Genomic DNA, 20,713 nt, shown 5'->3' with positions numbered 1-20,713 from the left:
CCCCAGGCCCGACCCACCCGTCTCAGGAGGCCCCATGTCCGGTGACGCCCTCAGCCAGGACCCCGCCGAGCTGAGAAGGAGGATCGACACCACCAGAGCCCACCCCGCCCGGGTCTACGACGTCTTCCTCGGTGGCAAGGACCACTATCCGGCCGACCGGGCCGCGGCCGCCGCCGGACTCGCCGCCAACCCGCGCGGCTACCTCGACGTACGCCACAACCGCGACTTCCTGCGCCGCGCCGTGACCACGCTGGCCACCCAGGACGGCATCCGCCAGTTCCTGGACATCGGCACCGGCCTGCCCACGTCGGAGAACGTCCACCAGATCGCCCAGCGGATCCACCCCGACTCCCGGGTGGTGTACGTCGACAACGACCCCGTGGTCCTCGCGCACGCCCGCGCGCTGCTCACCAGCGGGCCCGAGGGCCGTACCGACTACATCGACGCCGACCTGAGGGACCCGGCGCACATCCTCGAACAGGCCGCCGAGACCCTCGACTTCGGCCAGCCGATCGCCCTGTGCCTGGTCGCGATCCTGCACTTCGTCGAGGACGCGCAGGCGTACGGCATCGTGCGCGAACTTGTCGACGCCCTGCCCTCCGGCAGCCGGCTGGTCCTCAGCCATCTCACCGAGGACCTCAACCCGGAGAACATCCGCGCGGTGCAACGCACCTACACCGAACGAGGTTTCACGTTCGTACTGCGCTCAACGGCCGACGTCGAGCGCTTCTTCACGGACAACGGCCTGGATGTGGCCGACCCCGGAGTCGTCCCCGTCCACCACTGGCGCCCCGACCACGCCGCCCCGGTTCCGGACCAGCCGGAAGCCTCCTACCTCGCCACGCTCGAGGACATCGAGAAGACCCGCTACGCCGACATCAACGACGTCACGGACGCCGACATCAACGTCTACGCGGCACTGGGCGGGAAGGCCTAATACGACTCAAAGCCGACGGGCCGAAGCGTCATGTGTAGATGCCGCCCTCAAGGTTGTCGAAGAGTTCCACCCACTCGCTGTACTCGTGGGCGAAGGGCAGTGGGTCGGTGAGGCGGATGTCCGCCATCATGGCGTCGACCTCGCGCTTGCGGCGTACGTACTCCACGTCCTCGTCGTCCTCGTCCTTGCCGCGGCTGTAGGAGCCGATGTAGCCCAGGAAGGAGATCATGGTCCTGGCGAGCGACGAAACGTCGCCGTGGACCGGAATCGCCTCCTTCGAGGCGTCGGTGTACTGGTACACCAGCCCGGTCGCCGGGTCGACGACAACCGCGTTGATGGGGAAGTTGCCGATCTTGACGACCTTCTCGACCCCGTCGGGGAAGGTCCAGCCCTGTTCCGCACGCTCCGCGCAGTCCCAGACGAAGCCGGCATCGTATTCCGGGGGCAGGCCGAACGAGAACTCGAAGTCCTCGGCGCTGGGAATTCCGGTGCGGGCAAGGAAGTCGAGGGTCTCGCCGGAAAAGCCGTACCGCGCTCCTGTCGCTTCGGGCAGCCGGAACACGTCGGCCTCGCCGACTACATCCACCAACGCATCGTGATCGACGTGGAAGAGCATCTGTCAGCCCCGCTTGCCTTTCCTCGCGGCTTCCATGGCCGCGCCATCCGACTCCGTCATCATCCCCGCACCCAAGCCGTGCTGATTGTGCCAGGCCTCCAGGTTCCTTCTGTACGCCCGGTGCTCACCGTCGATGCTGTAGGAACTCGGGCGCTTTCCGTCGACGGGGGACTGGTCGTAACTGTGTGAGTGGGTGACCTGCTGGTCCTCCCCGAAGTGCTCGGCGAGCCATTGGTCACACCAGGAACTGGAGTCCTGACACGGTTCCCGTTCGGTGTAGAGGGACTGTATGCCGTCCGGGTTGCCGTCTCTGAGCACCGGGTACCCGATGGTCCGCTCGGAGTGAACTCCCTTGCTGTGGCCGACCAGGATGAACGATTCCCCGTTGGAATCGACATAGTGCGCGGCAGCGTAGTTGCCGCCGCCGTAGTCCTTCTTGCTGTACCGCGCCAGCTGTGTGGCGTATGCCAGGTCGCTGGTCTCGTCCGGCTGCAGCCGCCGGGATGTGACCTTCGGATTGTCGGGCGAGGGGGCCAGCGGAAAGGGGTTGGCTCCCTTGTCCGTCGAGCGGTGCCGCCAGACCCTGCCGTCGCTGTCCACGATGTCCGGCAGCCCTGCCTCATCGCCCCTGATTCGCGTGGGCTTGCTGCCGTCGGCGTGCAGCCGCTCGACGCTCCCGTCCGCGTTGAGCAGGTACGTCCTGACGCTGTTGGCGCGCTCCCCGATCTGGACGTCCTTGCCCTTGTGCAGGCGGGAGGTCGCCTTCACGCGGTCCGGTACCGTGTCGGTGACGTGTTTGGCGATCTTGACGAGGGCCTTTTCGGAGCCCTTCAGCGCCCCGTCCAGGACTGAGTCGAAGGCCTGTGTGAAGGGGTCCTTGCCCTTGGTTCGCCCGAAGGCGCCCTTGGCGCGGCCGAGCGGGGTGGAGCTGGCCAGGTGGAGTTCGCTGCCGTGGCCGGAGACCTTGCCGGCTCCGTCCTCGAACTCCGTGTGGTCGATGAAGAGGTCCGCGTCGCACCCCGCACTGCCGCTCGCGGAGGCGAGTTCCCAGCCGCTTCCGCCGCCTGCGGAGGCCAGCTGCATGCCGCCGTGACCGTGCTTGCCGCCGTCGGCTCCGCTTCCGGGCGCCGGGGGAAGTGAGAACGCGCCCTCGGCCAGGTCCAGCACGGCGTCCTCGACCATCGCCTCCAGCTTGGCGTTGACCGGTGCGGTGACACGCGCGACCAACTCGTCCACGATCCGGTCGGCCGCCTCGTCGATGATTCGTTTCACCAGCTGCCGCATCGCCGCCGTCTCCGCGGCTCCGAGGACGGCGGACAGACCGCCGGTGACGAATGCCAGACCGACCGAGAGGCCCACCGAGCCTGCCATGACGGCGAGTTCGGCCTCGGCCTTGGTCTTCATCCCGAAGATGATGTCCGCGACCACGTCGCAGGCGTCGGCGAACAGGCGGGCCAGTTCCGGGATCTTGTCCAGGTGGCCGGCCTTCACCTGCGACCAGTGCTTCTCCATCGCGTCGACGGCCCACCCCCGGGACGAGGCGAGTATGCGGCCCACCGCCTTGTGGGCATCGGCGCCATGGCCCTCGAACTTGTCGGCGAAGTCCCGCATGGCATCGGCCATGTCGCGGTAGTCGTCCTCGTCGACGTTCGGAAAATTGATGCCGATGAAGTCCAGGACCTCATCCAGCCAGCCGGGCAGCGTGTATCCCATCCCCCGTGACGCCCCCTCGTCCTCCCGATCTTCATATGAGTACGAAAACCCTAACCGGGAGGGGATGTTGGAGCGCAAGACGGCCTGGGGACTCTATGGCACGGTTGTGACAACGGCTTTCGCGATTCAGGCGGGACGCAGACACACCATCATGTCGTCCGTGCCGACCAGCAGCATCCCCGTGGCCGTCGCTGCCAGCGAGCGCACGGGAGATCCCGGCCGGTAGGTGCGGACCGTACCGTCGTCGTCCAGGGCGTGATGCTCGACCAGCCCGTCCGCCCATCCGATGGCGAGCACCGGGCCGGTCTCCGTGTTCGCTGCCGCCAGGGCCGTCACCGGGCACGGCCGGGACCGGACGGGGGTGGCGAGCGGTTCGGCCCCGGGACCCCAGGCCCGCACGGTGCCGTCGGAACCGCCGCTGTAGACCAGGGGGACGGTCGCACCGTCCGCCGGCAGGGGAAGGTCCAGTGCTGCCAGGGCGGTGACACTTCCTTCGTGGAGACGGACAGTCCAGAGCCCGTCTGCGTGCCCGTCCGCCACGAAGGCGTGCAGCCGGCCCGTCGCACTCCCGACGGCGAGCAATCCGGCACAGACCGCCGACGCCGTCGATGGCTCGTCCGGCCGGGATGTCGCCGCCGACACCAGCCGTTCGAGAGGAGTCGGGCCGTCCTCCAGCAGTGCCGACAGGCCCGTCGCCCTCGGTACGGAGGGGCTGCGCCGGGTGTGCAAGCGGCCCTGCGCGTCCAGGATCAGCACGTCTCCCTCGGGTGTGGCGGCGACAGCGCGTGTCCGCGGGACCGGATTCGGCAACCGGCCGACCGGAGCGGCGCCCGACTCGTCGAGCAGACGGACCGTGCCCTGGTGATCGGCGACGAGCACCTTTCCGGCGAGCAGCCCACGCCCGGCCGCCAGCGCACATGCCGGTCCCGGCCACGGTGGGCGGACGTCACCGCGCACCCTGCGCCAGGCGACCTGCCACGCGGCCCCTCCGGCGAGATCGGCGAGCCTCCCCGGAATCCGCGGGTCGGCATCGTCTCCCAGCGCCGCCAGGAGTACGACGGCCCGGTCGGCGGGTGTCTGTTCCCGGGTCAGGGACACTCCCGCTCGCAGCCATGCCGTGCGCAGTCCCCCATGGCCTCCCCCGGAGCGCTCGTAGCGGACGGACACCTGCCACGGGTCCGCGGCGCAGACCGCGGCAGGGTCGTTCAGGTCGACGGCCGGCCTCGACGGGAGCGGCGTACTCCCATCCGCCACCCTGCGGCCGGAGGGCTGCGTGGTGGCCCAGACCGCGTACCGCTCCGGGTCCGTCCACCGCGCCTCGTCGAGGTCCATGACGGCCGAGGCCGCCATGAGACTTTGGGCCTCGCCGCTCTCGCTCCGTACCTCGGCGATCAGCCGCACGTGTGCCAAGTCCGCGAGGAGCAGGGCGAGTTCGGCGATGCTTGCGGGATCCGCCGCCGCATGCAGCTCCGGCAGCACGATCACCGTGCGGCGCCTGTCGGCGGCCAGCGCGGTCACCAGCTCGCCCGGGGTGCGGGCGGCCACCGAGAGCTGCTGGGCCAGAGTCCAAGCGGCGGTCAGTGCGGTCCGTCCGGCAAGTGGCACGAAGGCGTGCACGCGGCGGTCTGGCCGCGTTCCCTCCCGCGTCCCGTGCGCGATCAGCCAGGCCAGAAGGCTGGACTTGCCGCAGCCCGTGCTCCCGGTCACGACGCACATCCGCGGTGCGTCCGCATCCGCCAGCCAGGCCAGTACGGCCGAGGCGGCTGGTTCGCGCCCCGCCGCAGGGCGCCCCCACTTCCGGTCGGTCACCGGCGGCCCTCCTGCCCGGCCGCGCGGATGATCAACTCCTTGAGACCCGCTTCCCGGGACTCGGCGGTGGAGCCGTAGTCGAAGCCGTGGGTGAACTCCGCGTGCGGGAAGGTGGCCTGGAGCCAGACCGCACAGTAATGGCCCGGCATCATGCAGGGCTCCAGTTCGCAGTAGACGCGCCGCACCTGCTCCGGCGCGACACCTTCGGTCCGCAGGCGCTCCCAGACGAGTTCCTCCGGGTGCGCCCGGCCGGGTCCCGTCGCGTCGGTGACGATCTGCTTGGCGCCTTCTGCGTCGACGTATTCGAAGGCCGACGAGAAAGGAAAGTTGAGCGTGTGCCGGACATCGTCCAGCACCCTCGGCCACCAGTTCTCCCGCTCCGCGAAGGCGGCGGCGTCGATCTGCCGCAGCTCGGCGTTCAGCTCGCGGAACGCGGCGGCGGCCACCGGAAGACTCGTCGAGGCGGCGATCACCGGCAGCCGCCGGTCGAGTGCCGCCAGCGAGGCGTCGAAGACAGGGACGCCGGAGTTGACGAACATGTCGTCCGCCTCCTGCCCCAGGAACACCGCCTGTACCGCACCGTCCGGTCGTACGCACAGGTGGGCCAGCGGGTCCGTGCCGATGCGCAGCCAGTTCTCCCGTCCGGCGGGCGCGGACAGCCTGTGGTGCCCGGCGGTCATCCCCAGGGTCAGTCCGTCGGTTTCTCCCGCCGCGGCGAAGTACGGCGCCACGTGCAGCGGAACCCCGTTGCCCGCCAGTGCCTCGCGTGCTGCGTCGGGCAGTTGCACTCGGTAGGAGGCGGGCACCGTGAACCGGCGCATGCCGTCCTCGCCGAAGTGGGCCACGGACGGATCGGGGACGCGCTCGGGCATCGGGCTGCCTTTCGGTCTGTGGAGACGGGTCTCCACAGACCTTAAGGGCTGTGGGTCAGAGCCTCTCGGGAGTCCTGATGCCCAGCAGGGCCATGCCCTGGTGGAGGGTGCGGGCGGTGATGTCGCACAGGAAGAGGCGGTTCTCCACCTGCTGCGGCGTCTCGGCCTTCAGGACCGGGCACTTGTCGTAGAAGGACGTGAACAGGGACGCCAGCTGGTAGAGGTACGCCGCCAGCTTGTGCGGGGCGTACTCCCGCGCCGCCTCCCGCACCGTCTCCGCGAAGGCGTCCACGTGCAGGCCCAGCGCCCGCTCCGCCGCCGCCAGTTCCAGCTCCGGGTGGGCGGCCGGGCGCAGCTCGCCCGCCTTGCGGAGGATGGACCGGATACGGGCGTACGCGTACTGGAGGTAGACCGACGTGTCGCCGTTGAGCGAGACCATCTGGTCCAGGTCGAACTTGTAGTCCCGGCTCGCCGACGTCGACAGGTCCGCGTACTTCACCGCGCCGATGCCCACCTGGGCACCCCGCTCGGCGATCTCCTCCTCGGACAGCTGGTGCTGGGTGTCCTTCTCCCGCACCACCGCCGTGGCCCGCTCGATCGCCTCTTCGAGCAGGTCGACCAGCCGGACCGTCTCGCCCTCACGGGTCTTGAACGGCTTGCCGTCCTTGCCGAGCACCGTGCCGAAGGCCAGCTGGTACGCCTTCACGCCGTCGTTCAGCCAGCCGGCCCTGCGCGCCGTCTCGAAGACCATCTTGAAGTGCAGGGACTGGCGGGCGTCCACGACGTAGATCAGCTCGTTCGCCTTCAGGCTGAAGACGCGGTCGCGGATCGCCGACAGGTCGGTGGCCGCGTAGCCGTAGCCGCCGTCGGACTTCTGGACGATCAGGGGGACCGGGTTGCCGTCCGGGCCCTTGATGTCCTCGAAGAAGACGCACAGGGCGCCCTCGGAGCGGACCGCGACGCCCGACTCCTCCAGCAGGCGGCAGGTCTCGGCGAGCATGTCGTTGTAGCCGGACTCGCCGACGATGTCCGGGTCCCGGATCTCCATGTCCAGCTTCTCGAAGACGGAGAAGAAGTAGATCTTCGACTCGTCGACGAACTTCTGCCACATGGCCAGCGTGTGCGGGTCCCCGGCCTGGAGGTCGACCACCCGGCGCCGGGCGCGCGTCTTGAACTCCTCGTCGGAGTCGAACTTCTTGCGCGCCGCCTTGTAGAGCCGGTCCAGGTTCGACATCGCCTCCTCGCCGGAGGCGGCCACGTCCTCGGTGGACGCCTTGTGGTCCAGCTCGTGCGGGTGCTCGTCCAGGTACTGGATGAGCATGCCGAACTGGGTGCCCCAGTCGCCGATGTGGTGGCGCCGGACCACGTTCTCGCCCGTGAACTCGAGGAGCTGCACGACCGAGTCGCCGATCACCGCCGAGCGCAGATGGCCGACGTGCATCTCCTTCGCCACGTTCGGCTGGGCGTAGTCGATCACCGTGGTGCCCGGGTTCGCGGCGTACGGCACGCCGAGGCGGCCCGTCTCGTCCGCGTACCGCGCGGCCAGGTTCCCGGTGATCGCCTTGTCCGTGACCGTGATGTTGAGGAAGCCGGGGCCGGAGACCTCGACCTCCTTGATCACGTCACCCGTCACCACCCGGTCGACGACCTGCGTCGCCAGCTCCCGGGGGTTCGCCTTCGCCTTCTTGGCCAGGGCAAGGATCCCGTTGGCCTGGAAGTCGGCCCGGTCGCTTCGTCGCAGCAGCGGGTCCGCGCCGGCGGCCTCCGGAAGACCGGCCGAGAGAGCGGACGAAAGGTGCTGCTGGACGGAGTCGCTGAGGGACGTGACCGAGGCCATAGGAATGGGTGCCGTTCTCCTCGTGGGAATGGATAGTCCCAGCCAGTATCCCATGGCGGGTAAAGCCGTTTTTCCGCGCGCGCGGCCGTCTGGGAGGATGGAGAGGTCAGTACTCCTATCCAGGCTCCCCGGTTTCTCCGGGCTCCCTGGGTTCAAGACCATCAGAGGACGTGCCGAACGTGGCTCAGAGCACCGAGACCACCGACTGGGTCTCCCGTTTCGCGGATGAGGTCATCGAGGAGTCGGAGCGCCGGGCCCCGGGCAAACCGGTCGTCGTCGCGTCCGGACTCTCCCCCTCCGGCCCCATCCACCTGGGGAACCTGCGCGAGGTCATGACCCCGCACCTCGTCGCCGACGAGATCCGCCGCCGGGGCCACGAGGTGCGGCACCTGATCTCCTGGGACGACTACGACCGCTACCGCAAGGTCCCGGCCGGCGTTACCGGCATCGACGAGTCGTGGGCCGAGCACATCGGCAAGCCGCTCACCTCCGTCCCGGCCCCCCGCGGCTCGGCGTACGCGAACTGGGCCGAGCACTTCAAGGCCGCCATGATCGCCTCGCTCGCCGAGCTGGGCGTGGAGTTCGACGGCATCAGCCAGACCGAGCAGTACACCTCCGGCGTCTACCGCGAGCAGATCCTGCACGCGATGCGGCACCGCGGCGACATCGACGCCGTCCTCGCCCAGTACCGCACCAAGCCCAAGCCGGCCGACCAGAAGAAGCAGCAGGCCAAGCAGAAGCCGGTCGACGAGGCCGAACTGGAGGCCGCCGAGGGCTCGGGCGCCGCCGCCGAGGACGACGGCAGCTCCGGCGCCGCCGGATACTTCCCGTACAAGCCGTACTGCGGCAACTGCGAGAAGGACCTCACCACCGTCAGCTCCTACGACGACGACTCCACCGAGCTGACCTACGCCTGCACGGCGTGCGGCTTCTCCGAGACCGTCCGGCTCAGCGAGTTCAACCGCGGCAAGCTGGTCTGGAAGGTCGACTGGCCGATGCGGTGGGCGTACGAGGGCGTGATCTTCGAGCCGTCCGGCGTCGACCACTCCTCGCCGGGCTCCTCCTTCCAGGTCGGCGGCCAGATCGTCGGGATCTTCGGCGGCAAGCAGCCGATCGGCCCGATGTACGCCTTCGTCGGCATCTCCGGCATGGCGAAGATGTCCTCCTCCCGGGGCGGCGTCCCCACCCCCGCCGACGCGCTGAAGATCATGGAGCCGCAGCTCCTGCGGTGGCTGTACGCCCGGCGCAGGCCGAACCAGTCCTTCAAGATCGCCTTCGACCAGGAGATCCAGCGCCTCTACGACGAGTGGGACAAGCTCGCCGCCAAGGTCGCCGAGGGCTCGGCGCTCCCCGGTGACGTCGCCGCGTACACGCGGGCCGTGGGCACCGCAGCCGGTGAGCTGCCGAGGACCCCCCGCCCGCTGCCCTACCGCACGCTCGCGTCCGTCGCCGACATCACCGCCGGCCACCAGGACCAGGCGCTGCGGATCCTCAGCGAGCTCGACCCGGACAACCCGCTCGGCTCGCTGGACGAGGCCCGCCCGCGCTACGACAAGGCCGAGGCGTGGATCAACACCCACGTCCCCGCCGACCAGCGCACCATCGTCCGCGACGAGCCCGACGCCGAACTGCTGAAGTCCCTCGACGAGGCCTCCCAGCAGTCCGTACGGCTGCTGCTCGACGGACTCGCCGACCACTGGTCCCTGGACGGGCTCACCCACCTCGTGTACGGCGTGCCCAAGGTGCAGGCCGGGTTCTCCGCCGACGCCACGCCCAAGGAGCTGCCGCCGGAGATCAAGACCGCCCAGCGGTCGTTCTTCGCGCTGCTCTACCACCTGCTGGTGGGGCGTGACACGGGTCCGCGTCTGCCCACGCTGCTGCTCGCGGTGGGGCAGGAGCGGGTGCGCCGGCTGCTCGGCGAGTAGGCGGCAGGACAGCAGGACGGAAGGGGCCCCCACCCGAGGGCCCCTTCCGCTGTCTCCGCTGTGCGACCGTCTCCGCTGTGCGACGTCCCCGGGCGACGGGCGTGCCCGCCCTAGGCGATGTGGTCTTCCTCCAGCTCCGCGTTGAAGCGGTTGGTGAAGCGGTTGACCATGCGCTCGGCCTCGCGCTGCGGAAGCGCCTTGCCGTACGTGGCCTCCACGTCGTCCCTGAACTGGCCGGGCGTGGGGTAACTGCCGTTGATGGACTGACGGAAGACCTGGTAGTACGCCTCCTCGTCCGGCTCCATGTCCGGCGTGCCACCGCCCTCGCCGAGCTCCCGGGTCCGGTTCGGCCCCACCGGGATCGGGAAACTGCCGGTCTCCTCCGGAGAGGGCTCCTGAAGCGGAGGCTCCTCCTCGTACTGGTCCCGGTACTGCTCGGCCTGCCGCTGCTCCTCGTACCACTGGGCGTACTGCTCGGCCGGGTCGTACGTGGGGTCGTAGTCCCCGTGGTACTGGATCTGACGCTGAGCCTTGAACCACGGGCTCTGGTCGTCGGGGATCTCCGGGGCGGGGGCGGACCCGTCGGCGGCCGGGGTGGGGGCCAGCTCGGGGCGCTGCCCGCCGGACGGCACTCCGGGCTGCCGCACGGCCGCGGCGTTGCCGGGCCGGCCGCCCGCCGGCATGGTCTCCGGCGTCGGCGGGATCAGCGCCGGCTCGATCCCGGCCGCCGCCAGACCCGCCGGGGCCGTCTCCGCCAGCGGCACACCGTAGCGGGCCAGCCGCAGCGGCATCAGCGACTCCACCGGAGCCTTGCGCCGCCAGGCCCGGCCGAAACGGGAGCGCAGCCGCGCCTGGTAGACCAGACGCTCCTGCTCCAGCTTGATGACCTGGTCGTAGGAGCGCAGCTCCCACAGCTTCATCCGGCGCCACAGCAGGAACGTCGGCACCGGGGACAGCAGCCAGCGGGTGAGGCGGACGCCCTCCATGTGCTTGTCGGCGGTGATGTCGGCGATGCGGCCGATGGCGTGGCGGGCCGCCTCCACCGCGACCACGAACAGCACCGGGATCACCGCGTGCATGCCCACACCCAGCGGGTCCGGCCAGGCGGCGGCGCCGTTGAACGCGATCGTCGCCGCCGTCAGCAGCCATGCCGTCTGACGCAGCAGCGGGAAGGGGATACGGATCCAGGTCAGCAGCAGATCCAGGGCGAGCAGCACACAGATGCCCGCGTCGATGCCGACCGGGAACACATAGCTGAAGTTCCCGAAGCCTTTCTTGATCGCGAGCTCACGGACGGCCGCGTACGAACCCGCGAAGCCGATACCGGCGATGATCACGGCGCCCGTCACGACCACGCCGATGAGGACGCGGTGCATCCGAGTCAGCTTCAGTGGCCCGGCCACTCGTACTCCCCTCCCCTTGCGTGTTGTTGCGCGCAACAGAGTGGCACACTCGTGCGACGCGCGGGCGGGCGGATGAGAATGCCCGACTACGGGCCGACTTGGGCCCGCTCAGCCCTTCGAGGCGGCCTTCGACGACGACGTCGACGGGGACTTCGACGGGGACTTCGACGGGGACGCGGACTTGGAGGAGGACGTGGAGGCAGACGCGGAGCCCGACGCCGGCGAGGAGGCGCCCGGCGAGGCGGCAGCACCCTCCCCGTTCGCCTTCGCCACCGCGGCCACCGCCTCCTTGGCCGCCGACTTCGCGTCCGTGGCCAGGTCGTCGGCGTCCGGGCTCTTGTCACCGGCCAGACCGGCACCGTTGTAGTCCAGGGTGACGACCACGTTCTCCACCCGGGCCACGACCGTCTGCTGCTTGAAGGAGCCTTCCTTCTTCTTCAGGTCGTAGCGCACCGCCGTCGCCTCGTCGCCCGTCCCGGACACCGGCTCCGACTTGGTGTTCTTCGCGCCCGCGACGGACTTCGCGTCCTGGACCTGCTTCTCGTAGTACTGCTGGGCCTGCTCTTCACCCGAACCACGGTTGGCGTCCGACGAGAAACGCAGCAACGAGACGTTCAGCCAGCGGAACTGAGAACCCTTCACCCCGTTGTTGTCCAGGCTGTTCCAGGAACAGCTGGCACGCGAGGAGACATCGCTGGAGGTGCCCTCCTTGGCCGACTTCGTCCCCTTCGGGACCAGTTCGCCCAGCGTCCTGCCCGAGAGCACCTTGCACGCCTCCGGCAGCTTCGCGTACCTCGCCGCCTGCACCGTCGGGGAGGCACTCGCACTCGCGGACGCCGTGGCGTCACCCGCCGACGTCTTCTTCCCGCCGTCGTCGTCGCCGGAGCCGGAGTTCGAGGAGCAGGCCGCGGCCAGCAGCATCACGGGTACGGCCGCCGCGCAGACCACGACGCGGTTCAGTCGCCGGGCACGCTCGGGTCGCTGGGCACGATGGTCTCGCTGGGCTGCTCGCTGCATGGTTCCTTCACTCATGACGCTCGTGGTTCCTGCGGTCGGATCGGGTCCGAGGGGCCACGGTACGCGGTGAGACAGCCGTCCGGTTCGCCTTCCCGGGCATTGCGGCCGGGCCGCAAGTGCCGGACGACAGGCGTCAGCCGCCCAGCGAATCCGCCAGTCGCGCCGCCAGTTTCCGGGCCTTGTCCTGCATTTCCTCACTGTCGGGGAGCACACCGACGGCCGTCGGCTGCTCCTCGTACTCGATGGTCACGATGACGTTCGACGTGCGGAACGCCACAGTCACCGTCCGCTGCTTGGCCGTCGAACCGGAACTGCTGAGCTGGTCGTCGAGGAACGCCTCGTCGCCGAGGTCGCCGAGGGTACGGGGCTGGAGATCGGCGGGGTCCGCGGCGGGCGGCGAGGACGAGGAGGCGGCGGAGGAGGAGGGGGTGGCGCCGGAGGAGGACGGCGAGGGCGCCCCGGAGGAGGACGAGGACGGAGTGCTGCCGGAGCCGGAGCTGGAGCCGGCGCCGGCGCCGGGGGCGGTGTCCGAGCCGGAGGGGGTGGTGGGGGGCACGGGCAGGTGCGCGTCCGCCTGCTTCGTGGCGAAGACCGACTGCGCCTGGCTGTCGTCGCTCACGGAGTTGTCGTAGGAGACGACCCGCTCGAAGTCGATGTGCAGCCGGTCGGTGGCCTCCGTGGAGTCCACCTTCCAACGGCAGCCCACCTTGCGGTCCGTGTCGTAGGTGAGCGTGGCCTGGCCCTGGTAGGCGCGGTCCCGCTGGTCCGGGTCCGTGATCTGCTTGATGCCGGGCAGCAGCGAGTCGAGGGTGCCGTGACCGACCGCGCCGCAGGCCTCGGGCAGCGTGCGGTACTTGCCCGGCTGGGCCTCCACCGTCGTCGTACCGGCACCGTCCTGGTTGGCGTCGTCCGTCCGGCCGCCGTCCGGCGAGCCGTCGGTGCAACCGGTCAGCAGCAGGGCCGCGAGGAGCGCGGTCGCGCCGGGTACGTACGCCTTCCGCAGCACGGGCAGGCTCCTCTCGACGGTGTCGGTGCGTGTCGGTGTCGGTCCGCGGGTGGTGGCCCGGTCCCCGCTGGTTATTCGCTTGCCGGGCGGGGGCGGCTCCTGGAGACAATGTGTATCGCACGCACTGCCGTGGACGCCGGTCCGTTGCCCTGTTTCGTAGACCTTGGTGCCGGTATTGCCCTTCGCAACTTCTGAGAATTCTGTACGTTTTACGGGGGAATGAGGACGATATGTCGTACGTGGAGATACCGGGCGCGAAGGTCCCCATCCGCATGTGGACGGACCCGGCGGCGGTCGAGGGCGCCGCGATGCAGCAGCTCCAGAACGTCGCGACCCTGCCCTGGATCAAGGGCCTGGCCGTCATGCCCGACGTCCACTACGGAAAGGGCGCGACGGTCGGCTCGGTCATCGCCATGCGGGGCGCGGTGTGCCCGGCGGCGGTGGGCGTCGACATCGGCTGCGGAATGTCGGCGGTGAAGACGTCCCTGACGGCGAACGACCTCCCGGGCGACCTGTCCCGCCTCCGTTCGAAGATCGAGCAGGCGATCCCGGTGGGGCGGGGGATGCATGCGGATCCCGTGGATCCGGGACGGTTCCACGGGCTGGCCACGGCAGGGTGGGACGACTTCTGGGGGCGGTTCGACGGCGTGGCCGAGTCGGTCAAGTTCCGTCAGGAACGTGCCACGCACCAGATGGGGACGCTCGGCTCGGGGAACCACTTCGTCGAAGTCTGCACGGACACGACCGGTTCTGTCTGGTTGATGCTCCACTCCGGTTCCCGCAACATCGGCAAGGAACTCGCCGAGCACCACATCGGCGTGGCCCAGAAGCTCCCGCACAACCAGGGACTGGTGGACCGCGACCTCGCCGTCTTCGTGGCGGACACCCCGCAGATGGCGGCCTACCGCAACGACCTGTTCTGGGCGCAGGAGTACGCCAGGCACAACCGCACGATCATGATGGCGCTCCTGAAGGACGTGATCCGCAAGGAGTTCAAGAAGGCGAAGCCCGCCTTCGAGCCGGAGATCTCCTGCCACCACAACTACGTGGCCGAGGAACGGTACGAGGGCGTGGACCTGTTCGTCACCCGCAAGGGCGCGATCCGGGCCGGCTCCGGCGAGTACGGGATCATCCCGGGCTCCATGGGCACGGGCTCGTACATCGTGAAGGGCCTCGGCAACGAGAAGGCGTTCAACTCCGCGTCGCACGGCGCCGGTCGGCGCATGAGCCGCAACGCCGCCAAGCGCCGCTTCTCCACGAAGGACCTGGAGGAGCAGACGCGAGGCGTGGAGTGCCGCAAGGACTCCGGCGTCGTCGACGAGATCCCGGGCGCCTACAAGCCGATCGAGAAGGTCATCGACCAGCAGCGGGACCTCGTCGAGGTGGTGGCCAAGCTCAAGCAGGTGGTGTGTGTGAAGGGCTGAGCCGGTCACACCAGCCGCTTCTCCAGCAGCGTCACCGCGTACGGGCTGCCCGCGCCGTCCGTCTTCGCCCGCTGTTCGCCGACCACCCTGTAGCCCGCCGACTCGTAGTAGGCGCGCAGGCGGGGGTTGGAGGCGAGGCAGTCGAGACGGGCGTAGGGGCGGCCCGTCGCGGTGATGCGGGACTCGGCCTCGGCCAGCATGCGGCGGCCGGTTCCCGGCGGTGCCGTGTGCGGAGTGGTCATCAGGCGGTGGATGTAGCCCGCGTCCGCGGGGCGGGGGCCCCAGGCGGCCGGGTCGTCCCACCACAGTTCCCAGGCGCCGGCCAGGTGGTCGCCCGCGTGCGCCAGCCAGACCTCGCCCTCGCGCATGCGGGTGAGGAAGTGGGTCTCGTCCTTCTCGCCCGGCTTCCACTGGTCGATGCCGCGGGCCAGTTGCCACAGGGCGGCGGTGTCGCGCAGGCGGACCAGGGTGCGGGCGTCCGCGGCCGTGGCCCGGCGGTGGGTCAGCGGGGGCCAGGTGGTCGGGGCCGGCTCCAGGAGGTGGGCGCGGAGGGTGGTCGCCAGGGCCTCGGCGTCCAGGTCCAGGACGTTCGTCACGTACGACTCGACCGAGCCGTACTTCTGTTTCAGGGCGGCCAGGAACAGGCGCATCACCGCCTCGGGGGCGCGGCCGTAGCCCGGCCAGGCCGGGCTGCGGCCGCCGTTGCGCGCCCGCCAGTCGGCCAGCAGGGCCGGGGTGGCCAGCTCCGTGAGGGAGTAGTCCTCGACGATCGTGGGCTCGGGGACGCCGAGCAGGGACAGGACCAGGGCGGCCATCTCGCCCGTGCGGTCCTTGCCGGAGGCGCAGTGGAAGACCAGGGGGGTGTCGGAGGCGGCCGCGTCCGCGATCAGTTCCAGCGCTCCGCGGATCTCCTTGGTGCCGTCCTCCGCCACTTCCATGTAGCGCTCCGCCAGGTACGGCCCCGGATCCACCTCGGGGCCCAGCGACGGCTGGTCGTACGGCCGGTGCTCGATGCTGAGGTTGTGGTACGTGAAGGACGGGTGCTCCGGGACGCGGCCCTGGCGCTCGACCTCCCAGCCGTGGCGGAGGTCGATCACGGTGCCGATGCCGAGGGCGAGGAAGCGGTCCCAGTCCGCGGTGTCCCGGTGCAGTTTGCCGAGGCCGTCCGCGCGGAAGAGGCGGCGCGGGCGGACGCGGCGGCCGTCCTCGGCGCCGTAGCCGCCGAGGTCGCGGACGTTGCGCAGGGCGTCGAAAGGTATGTGTCTGTCCACGGTCAGTGACCCTAGGCGGCCGCCGCGGCCCCCGTCCCCCGTTTACTTGGCGTGTCGTACGGCGTAGATCATGACGAACGCCACGATGTGGATGCCGAAGAGGAAGTAGCCGAGGTAGTACCAGACGTAGCGCTCGCGCTTCTTCTCCAGGGCGAGGCGTTCCTGCTCCTCGGTCCTGTCCCGGCCGGTGTCGTCCGTCGTCATCGTCGTCTCACTGCTCCCGGTGCACCTTGGTGTTCGACGCCTGGGCACGCGGGCGCACGATCAGGAGGTCGATGTTGACGTGGCTGGGGCGGGTCACCGCCCAGGTGATCGTCTCCGCCACGTCGTCCGCCGTCAGCGGTTCGGCCACGCCCTGGTAGACCTTCGCCGCCTTCTGGGTGTCGCCGCCGAAGCGGGTCAGCGCGAACTCCTCCGTCCTGACCATGCCGGGCGCGATCTCGATGACGCGGACCGGTTGTCCGACGATCTCCAGGCGCAGGGTCTCGGCGAGGACGTGGGCGCCGTGCTTGGCGGCGACGTAGCCCGCGCCGCCCTCGTACGTGCCGTGGCCGGCCGTGGAGGACACGACCACGACCGTGCCGTCCCCGCTCGCGACCAGCTTCGGCAGCAGGGCCTGGGTGAGGTTGAGGGTGCCGAGGACGTTCGTCTCGTACATGGTGCGCCAGTCGGCGGGGTCGCCGGTGGCGACGGGGTCGGCGCCGAGTGCGCCGCCCGCGTTGTTGACCAGGACCCCGACGGTCTGGAAGGCCGTCGCGAACTCGTCGACGGCCGCGCGGTCGGTGACGTCCAGCTGGTAGGCCGTGGCCGCGTGGCCGGCCGCGTTGATCTCCTCGGCGAGCGCCTCGATGCGGTCCTTGCGGCGGGCGGTCAGGACGACGCGGTAGCCGGCGGCGGCGAGCTGCCGGGCCGTGGCGGCGCCGATGCCGCTGCTCGCGCCGGTGACGACGGCGATGCGGGAGGCGGCGGACGGTGCGGCGCTGGCCATGAGCTGCTCCTGTGAGGGGTCGGCGGGATCTGCCTGGTCTGCGTGGTCGGCTCTGCCAGAGTACGGCTCTCCCGCGAGCCCCTGTGCGTCAGCCGCCGTTGCGCGGCGCCCACATGATCACGGCCATGCCGGCCAGGCAGATCAGCGCCCCGGTCAGGTCCCAGCGGTCCGGGCGGTAGCCGTCCGCGACGACGCCCCACAGGATCGAGCCGGCCACGAAGATCCCGCCGTAGGCGGCGAGGATGCGGCCGAAGTGGGCGTCGGGCTGGTAGGTGGCGACGAAGCCGTAGGCGCCGAGCGCGAGGACCCCGCCGACGGCCCACAGCCAGCCGCGCTGCTCGCGCACGCCCTGCCAGATCAGCCAGGCGCCGCCGATCTCGAAGAGCGCGGCGACGACGAAGAGGGCGGCGGAGCGGAGGATCAGCGGCATGGGGGCAGCCTCGCACGGGGCGCCGGACGGTCCGGTGGCCGCGGTGTGACTACGGGGGTGTGGCTCCGGCGGTGTGGTCACGGCGGTGCGGTCACGGCGTGCGGCTCGGGCGTGTGGCGGCCGGGCGCCTACGGGGTCGTGCGGTGGGCCCACGCCGGTGTCCACACCTCGTCGCCTTCGAGCCGCCGTTCGTGGCCGGTCCGCACGAGGTGGTCGCGGAGCGTGGTGAGCGCGGGGTGCGGGTTGTCGCGGTGGTGGAGGAGGCAGTGCGGGTAGACCGGGGTCGGGTGGCGCAGGGCGATGCGGCGCAGGTCGTAGTCGGCGGGCCACAGGACCCGGGTGAGCTCGCCCACGAAGGTGGCGAGCGTCGAGGAGTCGGCGAGCACGTCGGGCAGCGGCTCGGTGCCGAAGTGCGGTCCGACCACGTCGATGGACAGGCCGAACGCGCCGGCGAGATCGGCGTAGTAGGCGGCCCACTCGGTGCCGGGAGGGAGCTCGGGCATCCAGATCCGGTGTCCGGCGAGCTCGGCGGGGGCGACCGCCAGGGCGTCGGCGAAGGGGTGGCCGGGGCCGGTGAGCAGTTGGAGGGGCTCGTCGTGGACCGGGGTGGCCCGGATGTCGTCGGGCAGTGGCCGGCCGGGCATGGCGACGGCGCGGAACGAGGCGTCGATCGTGCCGGAGCGGATGGCGGTGACGGCCGCGTCCACGTCGTGGAGGGTCACCACGTCCAGTTCGGTGCTCGGGTGCGCCCGCAGGAAGTCGCGCAGCAGGGCGGCGGGGGCGAGCTTGCGGCCGATGACGTCGACGCGCAGGGCGCGCCGGCCGGGCCGTACGGAGGCCGCCGCGCGTTCCTCGGCGCGCAGCAGTTCGCGGGCGTGGGGCAGGAACGCCTGCCCGTCGACGGTGAGCCGGGCGCCGCGCGCGGTCCGGGTGAACAGCCGTACGCCGAGGTCCTTCTCCAGTGCGGCGACGCGCTTGGAGACGGCCTGCTGGGTGATCGACAGGTCGGTGGCGGCGTCCTGGAACCGGCCCGCGTCGGCCACGGCGACGAAGGTGCGTACGGCGTTGAGGTCCACGTCCACCGACCCTAGGGGGTGTCTCGTCGATCAGGCCGGGCTCGCGGCGCCTGGCACCGCACCTCGCCGCCATCACCAGCCACCGCTCCCTGATCCGGCCTGATCGACGAGACACCCCCTAACCGCTGGTCGCACAACCGGTGGTTGTGGCTCGGCGGGCCGGATGGTTGTTTGCCGCGCGGACCGGCCGGGGGCTTGGATGGCGCGGGCCGGTCGGCACGAGGGTGTCCCGGCGTGCGGGCGCCGCGGTGTGCGGGCGCTCCGCGGTGCGAGTCGGCGAGGAGCGGCGGGAGGCATGGGCGTGGCGGCCGGGCGGCGGGTGCTGGGGCGGCGGTTCGGATGGCTGTGGGCCGCGTACGCGGTCAGTACGTTCGGGACCTGGCTGGCGTTCGACGCCTTCGCGCTCATCGCGGTCGTGGTGCTGCACGCCGGGTCGGCCGAGGTGGCGCTGCTGTCGGCGGCGGGACCGGCGGTGGGCGCGCTGGCGGCGGCGCCGCTCGGGCCGTGGATCGAGTTCCGGCGCAAGCGGCCGGTGATGATCGCGACGGACCTGGTCCGGTTCGCGGCGCTGACGAGCGTGCCGGTGGCGTTCGCCGTCGGCGGGCTCGGGGTGGGCTGGCTGCTCGCGGTGTCGGTGGTGGTGGCCGCGGCGGACATCGCGTTCGGGGCGGCGAGCGGGGCGTATCTGAAGAGCCTGGTGCCGTCGGCGGACCTGCTGGTGGCGAGCAGCCGTTTCGAGTCGACGACGTGGACGGCGTCGGTGCTGGGGCCGCCGGTCGGGGGTGCCCTGGTGGGGTTGTTCGGTCCGGTGGTGACGGTGGCGGCCGACGCGGTCAGCTATCTGCTGTCGGCGGCCGGCATCCGGGCGATCGGCGGGAGCGAGCCCGAGCCGCGGCGGGCCGCGCGCGGGAAGGCACCGGCCGGCCGGCTGCGGGCGGGTGAACTGCTCGACGGGTGGCGGTTCATCCTGGCGCACCCGACGCTGCGGCCGTTGTTCGTCAACACGGTCCTGGTCAACGCCCTGATCATGGTGTCCTCGCCGCTGCTCGCGGTGTTGATGCTGGGGCCGCTCGGCTTCGCGCCGTGGCAGTACGGGCTCGCCTTCGCCGGGCCGTGCGTGGGCGGTCTGGTCGGCTCGCGGCTGGCGCGTCCGCTGGTCGCCCGGTTCGGGCAGCGGCGGGTCCTGCTCACCGCGGGGGCGCTGCGTGTGTGCTGGCCGGTGGGGCTGGTCTTCGTCCGGCCGGGGGTGTCCGGGCTGGTGCTGGTGATGGCGGTGGAACTGGTGCTGATCACGTGCTGTGGTGTGTTCGGCCCGGTGTACGCCGCCTACCGGCTGGAGCAGGCCCCGCCGGACCGGGTGGCCCGTACGCTGTCAGCCTGGTCGGTCACCGGCAAGGCGACCACCGCGACCCTGACCGCCCTGTGGGGTCTGCTCGCCTCGCTCACCGGCCCGCGCACCGCCATCGGCGCCGCGGGGCTGCTGCTGCTCGCGACACCGGTGCTGCTGCCGTGGCGGGAGCGGCGGCCCGAGCCGCGGCCGGTGGCCGCGGAGGCTCTCCGGTGATGTCCGGCGAGCGGCCCGGCGGCGAGATCGACGACCGCGACGACCGTCACCCGCGGGGGCCGGTGCGGACGGCCCGCGGTCCCCACCGCGCCGGTGCGCCGTGGGGACCGCGGGGTGTCACGCGCGGGCGGTCAGTTCTGGAGCCCTGAGTTCAGGGCGCCGAGGAGCGTGCCGTTCGGCGTGTCGCCGGACATCTCCCAGATCATCGCGCCGAGCAGGTGCTTGGACTTGATGTACGCGGCCTTCTTGCCGATGGACCAGGCGTCGTCGAAGGACCACCACTGGCCGTTCGGGCCGGTGTAGCCGTACGTGGCCACGGTCTGGTCGTTGTGGTACACGGTCAGCCCCGGCACGCTGGTGATGAGGTTGTTGTAGCCGCGGGTGCCGGCCTCCTCCTGGAACTGGCCGGGCGCGGCCCCGTTGGCGCTCTGCCACTCGCCGTGCGCGCCGCCGTCGGCGACCTGCTGCCAGCCCCGCCCGTAGAACGGGAAGCCGACGGTCAGCTTGCGCGGGCTCACCCCGGCGTCGAGGTAGGCCTGGATCGCGCCGTCGATGCTGAAGTCGTTCGGGTACGGCGAGTTCGAGTCGGGGTAGAGGTTGGAGGCGTCGCCGGTGCGGTTCGGCTCCCAGGAGTTGTCGCTGCCCGAGCCGTGGAAGTCGTAGCCCTGGACGTTCAGGATGTCCATGTCCTTCGACACCTGCGACAGGTCCCAGCCGGCGTCGACCTTCTTCGGGTCGGCCGGGGTGAACGCGGTGAGCAGCTTGTGGTCGCCGCCCAGGGCGTCGAGCTGGACGCGGAACTCGTGGATCAGCGCGGCGAAGTTC

Annotated in this window: 18 protein-coding genes and 1 pseudogene; 4 read left to right on the top strand and 15 right to left on the bottom strand. The window is 70.9% G+C overall.

The window, feature by feature from the left end; all coding sequences use genetic code 11:
- The first annotated feature begins 34 nt into the window (after positions 1-34).
- Positions 35-937, top strand: coding sequence for an SAM-dependent methyltransferase (locus tag ABZ484_RS30230; RefSeq protein ID WP_358869102.1), 903 nt, complete (start codon positions 35-37; stop codon positions 935-937).
- A gap of 28 nt (positions 938-965) precedes the next feature.
- Here the strand turns inward: ABZ484_RS30230 and ABZ484_RS30225 are convergent, their stop codons facing one another.
- From ABZ484_RS30225 to argS, 6 genes and pseudogenes are all read right to left on the bottom strand, one after another.
- A complete protein-coding gene (locus tag ABZ484_RS30225) occupies positions 966-1,553 on the bottom strand; it encodes an SUKH-4 family immunity protein (RefSeq protein WP_358869101.1) in 588 nt (195 codons plus the stop codon).
- Between the two features lie 3 nt (positions 1,554-1,556).
- Positions 1,557-2,153, bottom strand: coding sequence for a nucleic acid/nucleotide deaminase domain-containing protein (locus ABZ484_RS30220; protein WP_358869114.1), 597 nt, complete (start codon positions 2,151-2,153; stop codon positions 1,557-1,559).
- A 102-nt stretch (positions 2,154-2,255) separates the two neighbouring features.
- Positions 2,256-3,266 (bottom strand): annotated as a pseudogene (locus ABZ484_RS30215) (type IV secretion protein Rhs); the annotation flags it as partial.
- A gap of 126 nt (positions 3,267-3,392) precedes the next feature.
- A complete protein-coding gene (locus tag ABZ484_RS30210; protein ID WP_358869100.1) occupies positions 3,393-5,075 on the bottom strand; it encodes a hypothetical protein in 1,683 nt (560 codons plus the stop codon).
- On the bottom strand, positions 5,072-5,947 hold the full coding sequence (locus tag ABZ484_RS30205) for a nucleic acid/nucleotide deaminase domain-containing protein (protein ID WP_358869099.1): 876 nt from the start codon (positions 5,945-5,947) through the stop codon (positions 5,072-5,074). The genes ABZ484_RS30210 and ABZ484_RS30205 overlap by 4 nt, the downstream gene beginning before the upstream one ends.
- A gap of 55 nt (positions 5,948-6,002) precedes the next feature.
- Positions 6,003-7,784 (bottom strand): arginine--tRNA ligase, encoded by a 1,782-nt coding sequence (gene argS / locus ABZ484_RS30200; protein WP_358869098.1) that lies wholly within the window; start codon positions 7,782-7,784, stop codon positions 6,003-6,005.
- Between the two features lie 170 nt (positions 7,785-7,954).
- Between argS and lysS the strand changes: the two genes are divergently transcribed.
- The gene (gene lysS / locus ABZ484_RS30195; protein WP_358869097.1) at positions 7,955-9,709 is read left to right on the top strand and encodes a lysine--tRNA ligase; all 1,755 of its coding nucleotides are present in this window, start codon (positions 7,955-7,957) and stop codon (positions 9,707-9,709) included.
- 110 nt (positions 9,710-9,819) lie between these two features.
- Here lysS and ABZ484_RS30190 read toward each other — a convergent pair whose 3' ends face one another.
- The 3 genes from ABZ484_RS30190 to ABZ484_RS30180 all read right to left on the bottom strand — a co-directional run bounded on the left by ABZ484_RS30190 (position 9,820) and on the right by ABZ484_RS30180 (position 13,135).
- Positions 9,820-11,112 carry a DUF2637 domain-containing protein gene (locus ABZ484_RS30190; RefSeq protein WP_358869096.1) on the bottom strand — a complete coding sequence of 431 codons (1,293 nt, stop codon included), beginning with the start codon at positions 11,110-11,112 and terminating at the stop codon, positions 9,820-9,822.
- Positions 11,113-11,220: 108 nt separating this feature from the next.
- Positions 11,221-12,144 carry a DUF3558 domain-containing protein gene (locus ABZ484_RS30185; RefSeq protein ID WP_358869095.1) on the bottom strand — a complete coding sequence of 308 codons (924 nt, stop codon included), beginning with the start codon at positions 12,142-12,144 and terminating at the stop codon, positions 11,221-11,223.
- Between the two features lie 118 nt (positions 12,145-12,262).
- Positions 12,263-13,135, bottom strand: coding sequence for a DUF3558 domain-containing protein (locus ABZ484_RS30180; RefSeq protein WP_358869094.1), 873 nt, complete (start codon positions 13,133-13,135; stop codon positions 12,263-12,265).
- Between the two features lie 230 nt (positions 13,136-13,365).
- Here ABZ484_RS30180 and ABZ484_RS30175 point away from each other — a divergent pair, with 230 nt between their 5' ends.
- Positions 13,366-14,559, top strand: coding sequence for an RtcB family protein (locus tag ABZ484_RS30175; RefSeq protein WP_358869093.1), 1,194 nt, complete (start codon positions 13,366-13,368; stop codon positions 14,557-14,559).
- A 5-nt stretch (positions 14,560-14,564) separates the two neighbouring features.
- Here ABZ484_RS30175 and ABZ484_RS30170 read toward each other — a convergent pair whose 3' ends face one another.
- The 5 genes from ABZ484_RS30170 to ABZ484_RS30150 form a co-directional block, all read right to left on the bottom strand.
- Positions 14,565-15,830, bottom strand: coding sequence for a tyrosine-protein phosphatase (locus tag ABZ484_RS30170; protein WP_358869092.1), 1,266 nt, complete (start codon positions 15,828-15,830; stop codon positions 14,565-14,567).
- Positions 15,831-15,872: 42 nt separating this feature from the next.
- Positions 15,873-16,034 (bottom strand): hypothetical protein, encoded by a 162-nt coding sequence (locus ABZ484_RS30165; RefSeq protein WP_358869091.1) that lies wholly within the window; start codon positions 16,032-16,034, stop codon positions 15,873-15,875.
- A 7-nt stretch (positions 16,035-16,041) separates the two neighbouring features.
- Positions 16,042-16,818, bottom strand: a complete 777-nt coding sequence (locus ABZ484_RS30160) for an SDR family NAD(P)-dependent oxidoreductase (protein WP_358869090.1) — start codon at positions 16,816-16,818, stop codon at positions 16,042-16,044.
- A gap of 88 nt (positions 16,819-16,906) precedes the next feature.
- Positions 16,907-17,248: a YnfA family protein gene (locus tag ABZ484_RS30155; protein ID WP_358869089.1), complete on the bottom strand. Its 342-nt coding sequence runs from the start codon at positions 17,246-17,248 to the stop codon at positions 16,907-16,909.
- Between the two features lie 128 nt (positions 17,249-17,376).
- Positions 17,377-18,324 carry a LysR family transcriptional regulator gene (locus ABZ484_RS30150; protein WP_358869088.1) on the bottom strand — a complete coding sequence of 316 codons (948 nt, stop codon included), beginning with the start codon at positions 18,322-18,324 and terminating at the stop codon, positions 17,377-17,379.
- A 295-nt stretch (positions 18,325-18,619) separates the two neighbouring features.
- Between ABZ484_RS30150 and ABZ484_RS30145 the strand changes: the two genes are divergently transcribed.
- The gene (locus tag ABZ484_RS30145; protein ID WP_358869087.1) at positions 18,620-19,888 is read left to right on the top strand and encodes an MFS transporter; all 1,269 of its coding nucleotides are present in this window, start codon (positions 18,620-18,622) and stop codon (positions 19,886-19,888) included.
- Positions 19,889-20,019: 131 nt separating this feature from the next.
- Here ABZ484_RS30145 and ABZ484_RS30140 read toward each other — a convergent pair.
- On the bottom strand, positions 20,020-20,713 hold a 694-nt coding region (locus ABZ484_RS30140; RefSeq protein WP_358869086.1), incomplete at its 5' end, for a glycosyl hydrolase family 18 protein.

Source organism: Streptomyces sp. NPDC006393 (genome assembly GCF_040628575.1).
In the GTDB taxonomy this organism is placed as follows: Bacteria; Actinomycetota; Actinomycetes; order Streptomycetales; family Streptomycetaceae; genus Streptomyces.
Note: the sequence above shows the minus strand (reverse complement) of the source record. Positions and strands in the feature narration are given on the sequence as shown.